Source organism: Vreelandella alkaliphila (genome assembly GCF_016107625.1).
GTDB lineage: Bacteria > Pseudomonadota > Gammaproteobacteria > Pseudomonadales > Halomonadaceae > Vreelandella > Vreelandella alkaliphila.
On sequence record NZ_JABASV010000012.1, the window covers coordinates 73,565 to 86,465 of the forward strand.

Below are 12,901 nucleotides of genomic sequence, written 5' to 3' on the forward strand. Positions count from 1 at the left end.
CACTATGCAGCATTTTATGGCTGGTTCTGCTGATGACGAAGTATTTTGTGACTTCCGGCCCAGCATGATCACAGAGAGCGCTCCCCGTGAGCGCTCAGAGTTAGAAATGGATGAACTGATTGCCGAGGCCGCAGAGAACACGCTGCGTTCCGAAGCGATGGGTGCTGTCTTGACCTGGCTTGACGAGGGCGACTGGAGCTTCGACGCACTGGATAGCCTGCTCGAAGGGCTTGCATCGAGCACCGACGAAGAAGAGCTAACTGACGAAGAGGCAGAGCATTACGAAGCGCTCTGGGAAACAACCGAAGAAGCTTTGAAGTCACTCGGTGCGGAAGCGGGCAGTATTTCTCAGTTGTTTGAAGAAAACGACGATGCTGCTCAGGCGCTCGGTAAACATCTATCGGCAAAACTAGACGACATTACGAAGTCCGATGACGACTTGGTGAGCGAGTTTGGCGTCGGTGGGCAACTGATCCTTGAGTCTGGCAAGCGCGTAATTCGCAACGGCGAACTTCGCCGTATACCGCGCCGTCGCCGTCGTAAGCGCCGTATGACTTCCGCTCAACGGGCAGCGCTCAAGAAAGCTCGCCGGAAGGCTAATACGTCTGCCGCCAAGCGCTCGCGCGCTAAGTCAATGCGCCGCCGCAAGCAAATGGGCGCATAACCCATGGCCACCGTTGGCACTAATGACCCCACAATTAGCGACCACCTAAAGGCGTTCATTCAGACGCCGGATGCCCTGATTGTGGGGATCATTGGGGAAGGCTCAAGCCGCGAGCTGACCGCGCTATGGGAAAGCCCATTCGAAAATGACACGCCAGGTTCAATGTTCAGCAAGGTCGGCGGCATTCTCCAGGCGGGCCACGTCGGCGGGCTGGGCGAAGGGCAGACCAGTAAGTCAACGCTCAATACTACGCAAGTATGGAGTGGCACGACGCCTCATAACTTCAATCTTGTACTCGAATTTTATGCTACGTCGGATGCTTACAGCCAGGTTCAGGCAGCAATCATTGAGCTTGAGAAAGCGGTTGCGCCTGAAATGAACGAGGTTACTCCGGGTGGACGCATACCTCCACAAGTGTCGCTAAATGCTGGCCGCCAGATTATCTGGCCACATTGCGTTATCACCAACGTTAGCCGTCCGTTAGACGGCCCGATAGGACGCGACGGCTACCCCTTGGAGGGGAGCGTCACTATCCAGCTGCAAACCTTCAATACGGTGAATCAATCAGATATTCCGGCAACGTTCGGATAGGAGAATAGGAATGGCCAAAATCACTGGCTCCGTTGGTAATGTAGGGCTGTTTCAAGAGTCCTATAACACGCATGTAGCGAAGGGCGAAGGTCTGATCGGTACGGACTTCTTGCTGGAAATTGAAGGCTATGAAGATAACTCCACGCTTATTCAAGCATTTCAGTTGCCGCCGCTGATGCGCGAAATGATCGAGTCGTTTGGCCCGATGGGCGTGCGGTTCCTGCAAGCAGGCAACTACAACAACGCCGCCGAAATTCCGATTACCTTCAAAGAGGTTATCAATGGCGACATATACACCATGGTGCGTGATTGGGTGGTTAACAAGCGCTACTTGCGTTGCCGTCTGCGTACTACGTCTGAGTCTAAGAACGGCCAAAACGCACAGTCTCATGGCTTCATTATGCACGACTGCTGGCTAAACCTTGATGGCGTAGACCTTTCTGTAGAGGATCGTGCTGCACTGGTAAAACCAGCGGGTACATTGCACGCCAACTACATCGAACCTATCGCTAGCTAATCGCTAAGCAGGAGCATTTTATTTATGACCCCGCTTGAACTTCTGGATGATGTAAAGGCTCGCTTCCCCCTTCTGCTGGTGCAAGATCAGGGGCAGCTACAACGGTTGCTTAGAATAGCCCTACAGGCTTACCAGGATAAAGCGGGGCACATTTGTGTGCTCCGGCTTAAAGCCAGTGACCTTCCGCCCGACACCCCTACCCTACAGCCCCCGACAGGAGCACTTGCGCCTATTGGGGGGGAAGACGCGCGTGGGTCGGCAGTATTTCTGCAAGAGCTTTCGGGAGACTCCCCTGCATGGCTGTTGGAGCTAACCCCTTGTCATATCCCGCCGTACACAGTGCGTTACTTTTTTGATTTTGTCGGCATGCGGTACGATCAAGACCACTTGCCGCGAGGCACTACAGGGCTAATTGGTGACTACTTGTACACGCTGATCGACATTATCAATACTCAGCGCCAGCGCCAGGTTAACCAAGCAAGTGAAATCCCTTATGACCATCTACGCAGTGATGCAGAGCTTCACCAGGCAAAAACAGAGATGGAGTTAACGATCCAGGAGCAGGCGGCAATTATCCCTCCTGTCATTGCGGCCTAATCTATGCCTGTTATCGGAGGTGGTGATCCCAACATAGCTGCTATGCGGCAAATATCGAAGCAAATGGTACAAACGCCTTTCCGAGAAGGCTGGCAATTCCGCGTTGAAATTGAGAGCGCTCCATCGGATTGGGATTTGTACTGCAAGGAAGTTAGCCAAACACCTATTGAGCTTGAGGTGAAGTCTAAGCGTGTAGGTGCGCATTACCTCAACTACTACAGCGGCGCTCAGCCGGTAGGACTGTCATTGACCATGCGGGACAATGAAGATGGTCGAATTTTCAAGTGGATGGAGCAGTGGGTAGGAAAAGTCGTTTATCCCGATGGCACATGGGGGCTGCCTATTGATTACCTTCGCACTTGCAAGATATTTGACCGCCTTCGTGATGGAAGTGAAGCGTTGCGTCAGGAGCTAAGGGTGCAACCCTTGACCATTGGCGAGCTGACAGAAAGTGTTGATAGAAGCGGTGCTCTTCTGGAGTTCCCTATCACTCTGGTTGAGTTTAGGGGTGGAGAAATCAATTATTAAATAGTTACCTCAAAAGCAAATAAAGTAACAATTTTTTACTTGAGTGGTAAGATTGTCTGCAAAGAGAACCGTTGGAGCCTCTTATGCAGATACCCCCGTTTTCATTGCCGTCAAACCCGGCTGCGACTATTTATCTACGCGAAGCAACAGTAGCCGATTGCGAGCAGTTTGCCGATACTGACGCGCGACATGATGAGCGATTAAGCACCCTTGTGCTTCGCACGCTACAGTCATCCCCGGAGCACTACAGCGACCCTTTAGATTGGACGGCTAGCGACCGCCAGTTGGCTGCTTTCTGGTATCACGCGCACACCACCAACGATCCAAGTATTCACCTCCCCTACTCCTGTCCGCATTGCGGTCAGGAGCATGACGCCTTGGTTAAACTCACAGACATTGCTGCACTTTACGCTCCGATGCAGGGCTTGGCTTACCGCCGTATCGAGCATGAGGGAGAAGAGTATGAAGTGCGCCCCCTGGATGGCCATGCCATGGAGGAACTGGAGGAGCTGCGTGCTGGTCTTCCTGAGTCTTCTGATAGTCACGACTACCGACGCCTGACTGCTGTGATTAAACGCCATGAGCTAGTCGCTAGCCTTGCCGGGCTGAATGAGACGCGCGTGCGTGATGTTCGTATCGCTGATATTGAGCGCAAGGTGCGCGCAATGACGCAGCGAAGTGCTACTGAACTGCATCGCAAGGTACAGGATGCCCAAGCATCCATGGCTCATGGCCTGCCTAGCATCATCGTGGAAGGGGAAACGCTCATCGTTACGCCGCCTATTGCGTGCGATAAGGAGGCCGGGCGAACCACCCGGCTCAGGTTTCCGTTTTTCTGGAGCGACTACCTTCCGCGACTATGGTAAGCAATCATGGCTGATAATCATAAACAACCTGGCGCTGTGGGCGAACCAGGACGCGGCGAACGTACTGCAGATGCCAAAGTCAGTCGCGATAAGCCTAGAAAAGGCTATGCACAAGAAACTGAAAGCGATGCAGTCGCCGCATTAGACGCTATCGCTTCATTCTCCCAGGCAACCCCCTTAGAAGTGAAAGCTGAGCCACCCCAGGAGGAGCGCGCTGCCAAGCCTCCTGTCTTTCATTTGGTTAGCGAGGTGCCGGTCACACTCAATGTTCCCTCCCCTGTCATTGACGCGGGGAAGTGGCTTGAACGCATTGAGCGCGACTGGTCGAGTGTTAGCAAAAGCGATAGTAGCAGCCACTACGCCAATGTGGCTGGCTTTTCTCAGCGCGACCGTCGTCACAGTGAGCAAATAGCACGCGCCGCTGAAAAAGCGCCACCAATAAACGCTTCTGCAATATCTCGCGCTGCGGATAGCTTGAGCAGTGTTACGAATGTTCAGGGTGGTGGTGGCCAGGCGCTAAGTCCCACAGCCGAAGGGCACCGAGACGGCGCAAGTGAAAGAGGGATACCCCACGCCTCGCTTGTTAAGGAGCTGTTGACGAGTGCTAGCTTTCACCTTGCTAGCCAAGATGTATCGCCCCTAAGTACGGCCCATAGCGCCACACTTGCTACCTTACAGAACATTGAGCGCGACTGGTCTCAGGCGACTACAGAGCAACACGAAAATCAGTCCGCGACAGTGGATGCCCACCGATCCCAAGCCGCCCGCTACACGGGAGTGACGCCTGGCGTTACCAATGACTCGCACCGAGCGGTAGTGAGTGCTCACAGTCAGGATCAAAAGTGGCTGGGCGAAACCACGCCCGTTGTAAACGCAGAGCGTCCGGCTAAGCGAGTGGAAGCCGAAAGCAAAAGCTATACGGAAGGCGTTGGTGATCATCGCTTGATGGCCACGGTCGCAACAGGACTGGAAACATCCAGTCGAAGTCAATCAGACGCATTTGAGCGCGCTAGCAGTGCTCAATCAGCACTGCCAATCAAGCCTCTTCAAGCGCTACTAGCCAACGTTGCTTTTGAGCCTGCAAGCCCAGAACTGGCGCTTTTAGACCCCGCCAGGAATGGTGTTTTAGCTGCTCTTCGGCGTATTGAGCACAACACCGCTGCTAGCACGCTGGTGGCTAATCGCTCAGGGCGCGGGACGCGAAATACATTAGCGACCAGTGATTCAACCGATGCTGCTGGCGCGTTGTCAGTGCCAGGCAGCGCTACGAGCCTGGCCACGGCAACCGCATCTTCTGATACCCAGGGTTTACGCCAGAAAGTCTATCGTGTGAAGCGGATAGAGAAGCAAGTGGATCGCGCTCTATCGCCTTCGACACAGCTATCCAGCCAAGCGGACGGTGGTGTTACAGCGACTGCCGACGCGATTCACGCCAAGCATTCCTTCGGTGGCGATGACCAGCAACGCCAAGCGGTTAGTGAGGGCAAGACAAGCTCTCCCCTTTCCCCTGACAAGCCTGGCAGCGAAGCGACCGTTGACGCAAAGCCTTCCGAGACACCACTGACCGCCGAGGATTTGCGCAAGTTACCGTTGAGAAACGAGAACGGCCAGTTTCTATCGCGTGACGAAAAAGCGGGAATGTCTAAAGCGGAACTTGCCCAGGCAAAGGCCCGTGAAGAGCGCCAGCAAGCAAAACGTGAAGAGAAAAACGACTCGCTGTTAGGCAAGTTAGGACAAGTGGCCCATGACACGCTGACAGAACAGGGCGACGCGACTGATGGCGTTGGCACTGCTGTAGGCAATGCCTACTACTCAGCTGTTAAAGAGGTCTACACGGGCTATCAGGAGTTGGCGGGCGAGGATTCAAAAGGTCGCGAGCTGTACCAGTGGGCGCGCGGTCAATGGGATAAGCGCCGCGAAGCAGGTGGCGGCACTCAGACCGACAGTGCTGAAGTAAGCACTGTAGAACGAAACCACGAAGAAGCGACACTCCAGGTTAGCGAAACTCAAGCGCAAAGTGTAACGGCAGATAGGGAGCAGTTAGAGCAATCTAGCGCTCAGCATGAGGAGGTCAGTGAGACGCTGGAAACGATTGCTTCTACCAATGAAGACGGTTTTGAAGAAGTCGTTAAGGAAGTAAAGCGCATTCAGGGGGGTGGTGGAACTAGCATCATTCCTACGCGGGCTGGCTTAGGTCGGGCTACTCCTGGCGGTGCTGGTGGGCGTGGCGGTGCTGGAGGTGCCGGTGGTGCCGCAGGCCGTGGCCGAATGGGGCGTCTTTGGGATCGCGTGCGCTCGCCGTTCGTTCGAGCACCGGGGGGTGCTCCCGGAGCAGGAGCCGCAGCGCCAGGAAGTGCTGGTTCATCTGCAAGCACTGGTCGCATGGCCAGCGCTTGGCAGAGTGTCAAAGGCATGCTGGGGATGGGCGGCAGCAGTTCAGGTGCAAGCGCTGGTGCTGGCACGGGCACGCTTAATGCAATAAAGGGCGCTGGCAGCAAGGCATTAAGCGGTGGCAGTCGTCTACTGGGTGCTGTAGCAGCCCCTGTCACCGGCATGCTGGCTTATAGCAGTACGAGAAGCGAACTTGAAAGCCGCAGCGATCTTTCCGAAGCACAAAAAACAACCACAGCAGCGGTAACAGGCGTAGGCGCTGGTGGTGGTGCTGTAGCGGGTGCTAGTGGTGGTGCTTTAGCTGGCGCTGCGGCAGGCTCTATTGTTCCCGTTATAGGAACGGGGATTGGTGGCCTTATTGGCGGCATCATCGGCGGCGCGCTGGGCGCTTGGGGCGGCCAGAAAGCGGGCCGCACAGTAGGCGACGCCGTGGCCAGCACGATGGATAACGTCGAAGAGGAGGCTCGTAAGGCGCTTGACGAGCGTGAAGAACGCTTGCGGCGTGAAGAGCTAAAAGAGCGCAAATGGTACAACCCTGCGACGTGGTTTTCAGGCGGCTCAGCACCCCAACAGCCCACGCAAGCGCCAAGTTCATTCGGCGGCATGCCGGGTGCTGGTGCTAGGGCCGCGCAATCGAGCAGCCAGGCAGCTGAAAGCGCCAGTGGTGACGCGAGCCTTGTTGAGCGTGATGATTTTGGTCGTGTTGCTGAGAAGTACGAGTCTGGTGGCCGTGGCGTCAGCACCGTTTCAACTGGGCACGGCGACCCCGGTGGTGTGTCTTACGGTAAGCACCAGTTGGCCTCCAATACTGGCACGATGCAAGCGTTCCTGAACTCCAAGGAAGGTGAAGCTTACCGGGAAGAGTTTGCAGGCATGCAGGCCGGTTCGGATGAGTTCTCCGAAAAGTATCGAGAAGTTGCAGACCGGGATGCGGAAGGGTTTGCGGAAGCTCAGCAGTCGTTTATTGCCCGGACGCATTACGATCCCGTTGCCAATTACGCAGCGACTCAAGGGATGAATATTGAGAGCGAGGCTATACAAGAGGCGCTTTACTCTCAATCAGTTCAGCACTCTGGGGCAGGCAACAGAAAAATCATTGACGACGCCATGAGCCGCGTTGGCCCGGAGGCCAGTGAAGACGAGATAATCGACGCCCTTTACGATGCACGCGGCGACTATGCCAGCCAATTTGTTTCATCCAGTGCCGCCCGTGACCGATACGCGCGCGAGCGCGAAGACGTGCGCGCCATTTCTCAGGCAAGCGCTAGTGAAAGCCAAGAAGCCTCATCCAGCGAGCAACAGGTCGCCGCGGCTAACTCCCACCAGCGTGATGAATCTAGTGTTTTAACCGCGGGAAGTGAAAGCCATAACCAACCTGATCCGGGTGCTGCTCAACCGTCAGAGGGCGCGGCTTCATCTGCCCCTGCCTCCCTGGTTAGCACTAGCACTTCCGAAGTCGATTCTCGACCGATGACGGTGGCGTCTGCCCTGGACTACGCAATAAGCGGGTCAACGCCCGCAGCTGAACCTGTTTTGCCTAGCGAACCCGTGACACCTATAGATGATCGTCAGGCAGCAAAAGCATTTCACCCAGCCCCTCAGCGACAACCGCCAGGCGCGAGTCGTCGCGAACCAAGAGAGTCATCTTCGCCTGCTCCAGCACGGCAGAGAGTGGCCAGCAACGTAGGCGCTGACGACTCTCTATCACCGCGTGGCGGCGTCCATGCTCCAGGTGTGAACGATATTCAGATTGGTTTTAGTGATCCGATACTAACGCTTATGGCGATGGATAGAATTTAATGAGTATATTTAATGAGTTAGATCATTTCTTAGGGCTGAATTCGTCGGGGATACAAGAATATGTTGATGGGGATGCGCTCAATAATCGCATAGCAGAGTGGCTTGCAACGCCGGAAGGGACTGTTGCTGATAATCCGGCATGGGGCCATAACCTGCGTCCATTCTGGCATGACCCTGAATCACCTTTGCTCACGATCCAGCTAGAAATGGCGGTTGCAAAAAAACTCCCTATCGACGTGCGAGACGTGACGATCCGGCGTATCGGCGTAGCTTTCGTTGATAAAGATTTATGCAGAGTTGAGATTCATCACCTGCTGGGAATGTTTCAGCAGTCAATCACATTAAGTGGCGAGGTGATCCGTGGCCTTTTCTGAGCAGTTTATTGACGAGCAAACCGCCCACGACGAATTCAAGCGGATACTAACCAGCTTGCCAGGGTATGAACGGCTCACTGACAGTCAGATTGTCGAAGGCATATCTCTGTTTCAATCATGGTCATTGCGCCAGGCTAACTGGCGTGCAGAGCGCGCTCATCAAGAGGGCTTTTTATCAACCGCTAGTAACCGCAGCAGCGTGCTTGCTCACTCCGAGGGTCGGCAGTATGTGCCGCGAAAGCCAACGCCTTCCCGTGGGTCTGTTGCGCTAACCAACAAGGGATCAAAGCCGGTCTCATTTCCCGCAGGCTCTACTTTTTTAGGAGCAAATCAGCTGCCTTACCAGCTGACCGACGATGCGGTTGTTCCTGCAGGGGCTGTGGCAATTTTCGAAGTGTGCCAATGGGAAGATGCCCGGTATTCGTTCACGGTTGAGGAGACAAGACCGTTTTATGAAATAACACTCGACCGATCAGATTCTGTGCAGGTTGGCCAGCTAGAAGTGCGTGTCAGCGGCGAAGTCTGGAAGATGCATCCGCGCTTGATGAACACCAATGGCACGAGCCGCGCTTACGATGAGTTTTATTCCCCGTTAGATGAAATTGGTATCCGTTTTGGTAATGGCACCTTTGGCCGAATGCCAAAAGGTGGTGATAGCGTAGTGATATACGCAAAGGTGACGCGCGGCGAAACTGAGCTGTTGGCTGGCCAAGAGTTGCGTTACTTGAGTGGTAGTTTAGATACAAACGTGGGCCTGGTAGAGGCTAGCACCTATACGCCTATTGTGGGCGGCAAGCCCCAGGAAGATATCGAAGAAATACGTCGCAATGCCCTCTACTACCCGCTTTACGATGAGCAGCTGACCTGGCGTGACGACTACGCTTTTCAAATTCGTCGCCAGTGGCCGGAAGTAGTGTGGGTGAATGTATGGGGAGAGCAAGAACAAGAGCAAGCCAGCGGTATGAGTCTCGACAATATCGGCAAGATTTTTATTAGCGCTTACGCCCCTGAACGGCCCGGATTGCTGGAGGAAATAACCACCCATTTAGAAGAGCCGATAAGCCGAGAGTATCAAGCTGTCGAGCCAAACCCTAAACCGTTCATGGTGCGGTTAAAGGGGCGCATTGTGCGGAGCTTGCCGAAGGAGCGCATTGAGAACGAAGTGCGCAAGTTGCTGGAGCGCTATTACGGGAAAGACAGTCGCGACCGCCGAACAAGCGTTAAGCTCAAAGACTTCTATCGTCTGCTTAATGCGACTGGCTACTTTGAAGAGGGCGAAAACGAAGAAGGCGACTTCATCATAGAGCTGTTTGGCGACACTAGCAGCAATGGCCTAGACGACCTCCCTTACCTCGACTGGCAGTTATCCGATATCAATGTGGGGTATGAACAATGGGATGGTTAGTAGATCGGTTAACGCCCTATAAGAGAGAGCAGCCGCGCTGGCACGACCTAGCGGTAGCGCTGGAGACATACTGGGACACTTACAACACGCCAGCCCTAGAGCGCATTGAGCAAATGCGCAGCGTGTTTACGGCGCATAACGAAGACGTTGAAGCACTGCTTAGAGAGGCGGGCGTTCAGTTTGAAGTAGGCCTGCCCATCATAGATGGCAACCGGGCGTTTGCTTACGCCTGGCGTTCTTATGAAATACATCGCAAGGATAATGCGGCGGTACTTGGCCAAGTGCTATCTCGCGACTTCTCAGGCCTCGACGTGCGCTGGGAGCCTTTATTGGCCCCTAAAAACAAGCCGTATGGCCATGGCGAGTTTTTGACTCTCCACGATATAGAGCTGATGGGGCTTGATCGTCATGACTATTTCCGCACTTATCGCGGCGTAGTAATGGCTAATCTGCCTGGCATACATTCCGTAGGGTACGACACAGAAGCATTTAGCGCTGCGGTAAAACGGAAAGTTGATGTGCTCCGCCCTGCTCACGTCGTACATGACGGCGAGTATTTCTTTAGCGTGTTTCGCTCGCTGATAGAGCTGCCTGTGCATCTGTATCGCCATGCTGAAAACGTGCAACCTACATGGTTCGAGCTAGGTGCTCGTTACTTGGATAATGACGCTCAAGATGGCGAGCACCTTGATCAGTCTCCGTTAGAAAGCATGCGGGACACTAATGCCTTATCCAAGCGCCTGCTGTCGTGGGAAATGCCTGCCTGGGGGCTGGACGCGGGCAAAATCATCGACGGTAGTTACTGGGGACTAATTGGCATTGAAGGCGATAAACGCCAGGCGTTTGGCGTGCTTGGCCATCACCACCAGCCCATCACTCATATTGGCTCAACGCTTGCTTCTCAGGGGCTACAGGAGGCCATTAAACAGGTTGCCCCTGCGTACTGGACGCTAGGGCGCTACCCCTTTGATGTATTGAGGGCCGATGACCACTTAACGGACGTTTGGGGCGGTTCCCCCTTCCCCGGCTGGACGCAACAGTCGCGTAACGGGCAGTCTCTCGCAAAATTCTGGTCAATGCCGCCATGGGGGTTGGACTTAGGGCTAAGTATTGAGGGCGAACACTGGGGGCTAGAGGGAGTTGAGGGGGCTGTGGCTCGCCGCTTTGTTAGTCGTCAGCATCGTCGCCTGATAGGCATGGCCACGCTAAACCCTAAATTCTCAAAAGCCCCGCGTGCCATTTACTCGCTACCTCCAGTTACAAACTGTTACAATGAGTGCAGCCCAAGCGTTGCTTTAACGCCTACTGTTGGCGGCCAGTCTGTCGCACGGCACTCCTCAGTAAGCACGACGCAGCGCCTACTTTACGGCCCCGCCTTTGATGAACTGCCTGGCGATGTGGCCCCATTAGATATGCACTATGAGGAAGCCTAATGTCAGAAGCGATTAACTGGCAGAGCGCCAAGATCATGCCTCGCTTTTATGACGGCATCGCCCGATCCATGATTGGCGAAGGGCCGTGTCGCAAAATCGCAAAGTTCAAAATGGGCTACGGCTTTTTGGATACGAGTCAGACGCCTCCGATGATTCTTGATGTGCCTGATGATCTCGAAGACATTCCAAATGTCTTTTTTGAAGGTGTTCCACACCTCCAGTACGGTGACGGTCGTATCCTGGCGCGCTGCCACATGCCCGATGGCCATATTACGGAGCCTCATCAATATAGTCTGACAGCGCTTTATGATGACGCTGACAACTTAGTGGCCGTCAGTATCGACCTTCCTGCCTGGGTTGTGCCTTCTAACCGCCATACAACCTTCACGTACATCGACTTCCCGCACGTTGGCAACAACGCGCCGGTTGCCTTCGGAGGATAAGCCATGCTGCAAGCGGATATTCAATGGCGTGAACAGTATGTTTCACACGCGCTAAACCGTAAGTTTACAGGCATCATTCCTACTGGCATTTATGAGGGATTTGTCTGTAAAGCGAGTGGTTACCGCCTGACGGTGGGCGAGGCTGGCGCTAGTAACACAGCGGTAGTAGAGAGTAACGGGTATTCAATCACTGTTCGGCTCACAGAGCCGGAAGTAGTCGAACCAACTGCCGCCAAGCCCTACGTTGTCATTGATGCGCGCTATCAGATGGGGATGACAACAATTGCCCGGTTGATAGCCGTAGCGGAACCCGCCTCGCATCACTTAGTGCTATGCAAAGTGACTGATACAGGCAGTCGCTGGCAGGTTGATACTGTTGAGCGCCATCTTGCTAAAACAGTCCGCCTTGACGGTGCTATTGCTGAAATGGCAGCTGCACAAATTGATCAGATGCATCGATTTTTACAGCACCGGGATGAAGCGAAAAATGACGCCGATAGCGCTCAAGAAGGAGCCGAGAAGACAGCGCGCGCGCTCGCCGCATCACTTAGCGCGCGCATCACTCAGAACGAAGAACGCCGTAAACGAGAGCAGGCTCTAGCCGATCAGAAGGCCGTGGTAGCCATGGCCATTACCGGCACTGCTGCCATCAACACCATGACGCGACAGATAACTATGCTTGATCGCTTAATGGCGGTAGAGAAGGCGGCGGGCATCTAATGTGGCGACGCGCAGAACCGCTACCAGCCTATTACACTGCTCTTTTTAATGCAGTTACCACCGGCTCTCAGCCGGTGGTTTTAGAAACTTACGTAGCAGCCCTATCAGGCGGTGCGGCTCCTCAGCCAGCGGATATAGTTCATCAAGGTATTTTGCGCCGCTACGTTTCCAATGGTGTTATCCATTGTATTTGCGACATTCCCCCAGGCGCGGGCGACTTCGATACGCTTGCCTTCTATAACGCCGATTCTCAGCTGATGGCGACCTGCCCCTACCCTTCCGCATTTACCGATGAAGGCTTTACCGCTTACGTCTATCTATCATTCCCCCTGAAGTAATTATTTACCTGCTAGGTTACAATTGTTTACCTAATGCCCGTAAACAGTTACTTCCGAGGGAATCATGCGTCAAAACTACGTGACGTTTGACTTCAATAACTTCGATGCGGATGGCCTCGCCTCAGTCAAACGAGAGTTTGAAAAAGCAGGTCTAACCGTCACCGATATTGAAGCGAACAACCGCTCCCGCCGTATGTCTGGCTTTGCCACCAAAATGGCGCGCTTCTTCTTCCA

The 12,901-nt window shown here is 54.3% G+C and carries 13 protein-coding genes; all 13 read left to right on the top strand.

Annotation, left to right across the window (positions count from 1 at the left end):
* The first annotated feature begins 4 nt into the window (after positions 1-4).
* The 13 genes from JFC11_RS16190 (at position 5) to JFC11_RS16250 (ending at position 12,667) form a co-directional block, all read left to right on the top strand.
* Positions 5-664: a hypothetical protein gene (locus tag JFC11_RS16190; protein WP_198350049.1), complete on the top strand. Its 660-nt coding sequence runs from the start codon at positions 5-7 to the stop codon at positions 662-664.
* A 3-nt stretch (positions 665-667) separates the two neighbouring features.
* Entirely contained in the window at positions 668-1,255 is a 588-nt protein-coding gene (locus JFC11_RS16195) for a hypothetical protein (protein ID WP_198350050.1), read from the top strand.
* 10 nt (positions 1,256-1,265) lie between these two features.
* Positions 1,266-1,772, top strand: a complete 507-nt coding sequence (locus JFC11_RS16200; protein WP_198350051.1) for a hypothetical protein — start codon at positions 1,266-1,268, stop codon at positions 1,770-1,772.
* 24 nt (positions 1,773-1,796) lie between these two features.
* Positions 1,797-2,369 (top strand): hypothetical protein, encoded by a 573-nt coding sequence (locus JFC11_RS16205; RefSeq protein ID WP_198350052.1) that lies wholly within the window; start codon positions 1,797-1,799, stop codon positions 2,367-2,369.
* Positions 2,370-2,372: 3 nt separating this feature from the next.
* Positions 2,373-2,897 carry a hypothetical protein gene (locus JFC11_RS16210; RefSeq protein WP_198350053.1) on the top strand — a complete coding sequence of 175 codons (525 nt, stop codon included), beginning with the start codon at positions 2,373-2,375 and terminating at the stop codon, positions 2,895-2,897.
* Between the two features lie 83 nt (positions 2,898-2,980).
* On the top strand, positions 2,981-3,763 hold the full coding sequence (locus JFC11_RS16215; RefSeq protein WP_198350054.1) for a hypothetical protein: 783 nt from the start codon (positions 2,981-2,983) through the stop codon (positions 3,761-3,763).
* A gap of 6 nt (positions 3,764-3,769) precedes the next feature.
* A complete protein-coding gene (locus JFC11_RS16220) occupies positions 3,770-7,954 on the top strand; it encodes a VgrG-related protein (protein ID WP_198350055.1) in 4,185 nt (1,394 codons plus the stop codon).
* Positions 7,954-8,328, top strand: a complete 375-nt coding sequence (locus JFC11_RS16225; protein WP_198350056.1) for a hypothetical protein — start codon at positions 7,954-7,956, stop codon at positions 8,326-8,328. The genes JFC11_RS16220 and JFC11_RS16225 overlap by 1 nt, the downstream gene beginning before the upstream one ends.
* A complete protein-coding gene (locus JFC11_RS16230) occupies positions 8,315-9,733 on the top strand; it encodes a baseplate J/gp47 family protein (RefSeq protein WP_198350057.1) in 1,419 nt (472 codons plus the stop codon). Before JFC11_RS16225 ends, JFC11_RS16230 begins: the two co-directional genes overlap by 14 nt.
* Positions 9,721-11,166, top strand: a complete 1,446-nt coding sequence (locus tag JFC11_RS16235) for a hypothetical protein (protein ID WP_198350058.1) — start codon at positions 9,721-9,723, stop codon at positions 11,164-11,166. The genes JFC11_RS16230 and JFC11_RS16235 overlap by 13 nt, the downstream gene beginning before the upstream one ends.
* Positions 11,166-11,609 (top strand): hypothetical protein, encoded by a 444-nt coding sequence (locus JFC11_RS16240; RefSeq protein ID WP_198350059.1) that lies wholly within the window; start codon positions 11,166-11,168, stop codon positions 11,607-11,609. Before JFC11_RS16235 ends, JFC11_RS16240 begins: the two co-directional genes overlap by 1 nt.
* Before the next feature lie 3 nt (positions 11,610-11,612).
* Positions 11,613-12,329, top strand: a complete 717-nt coding sequence (locus JFC11_RS16245; RefSeq protein ID WP_198350060.1) for a hypothetical protein — start codon at positions 11,613-11,615, stop codon at positions 12,327-12,329.
* On the top strand, positions 12,329-12,667 hold the full coding sequence (locus JFC11_RS16250; RefSeq protein ID WP_198350061.1) for a hypothetical protein: 339 nt from the start codon (positions 12,329-12,331) through the stop codon (positions 12,665-12,667). The genes JFC11_RS16245 and JFC11_RS16250 overlap by 1 nt, the downstream gene beginning before the upstream one ends.
* Positions 12,668-12,901 lie beyond the last annotated feature (234 nt).

Bases quoted from the DNA above. Each gene is read 5' to 3' on its own strand.
- JFC11_RS16190 (WP_198350049.1), top strand. From the start codon at position 5: ATGCAGCATTTTATGGCTGGTTCTGCTGATGACGAAGTATTTTGTGAC.
- JFC11_RS16195 (WP_198350050.1), top strand. From the start codon at position 668: ATGGCCACCGTTGGCACTAATGACCCCACAATTAGCGACCACCTAAAG.
- JFC11_RS16225 (WP_198350056.1), top strand. From the start codon at position 7,954: ATGAGTATATTTAATGAGTTAGATCATTTCTTAGGGCTGAATTCGTCG.
- JFC11_RS16215 (WP_198350054.1), top strand. From the start codon at position 2,981: ATGCAGATACCCCCGTTTTCATTGCCGTCAAACCCGGCTGCGACTATT.
- JFC11_RS16205 (WP_198350052.1), top strand. From the start codon at position 1,797: ATGACCCCGCTTGAACTTCTGGATGATGTAAAGGCTCGCTTCCCCCTT.
- JFC11_RS16220 (WP_198350055.1), top strand. From the start codon at position 3,770: ATGGCTGATAATCATAAACAACCTGGCGCTGTGGGCGAACCAGGACGC.
- JFC11_RS16235 (WP_198350058.1), top strand. From the start codon at position 9,721: ATGGGATGGTTAGTAGATCGGTTAACGCCCTATAAGAGAGAGCAGCCG.
- JFC11_RS16200 (WP_198350051.1), top strand. From the start codon at position 1,266: ATGGCCAAAATCACTGGCTCCGTTGGTAATGTAGGGCTGTTTCAAGAG.
- JFC11_RS16210 (WP_198350053.1), top strand. From the start codon at position 2,373: ATGCCTGTTATCGGAGGTGGTGATCCCAACATAGCTGCTATGCGGCAA.
- JFC11_RS16240 (WP_198350059.1), top strand. From the start codon at position 11,166: ATGTCAGAAGCGATTAACTGGCAGAGCGCCAAGATCATGCCTCGCTTT.
- JFC11_RS16250 (WP_198350061.1), top strand. From the start codon at position 12,329: ATGTGGCGACGCGCAGAACCGCTACCAGCCTATTACACTGCTCTTTTT.
- JFC11_RS16245 (WP_198350060.1), top strand. From the start codon at position 11,613: ATGCTGCAAGCGGATATTCAATGGCGTGAACAGTATGTTTCACACGCG.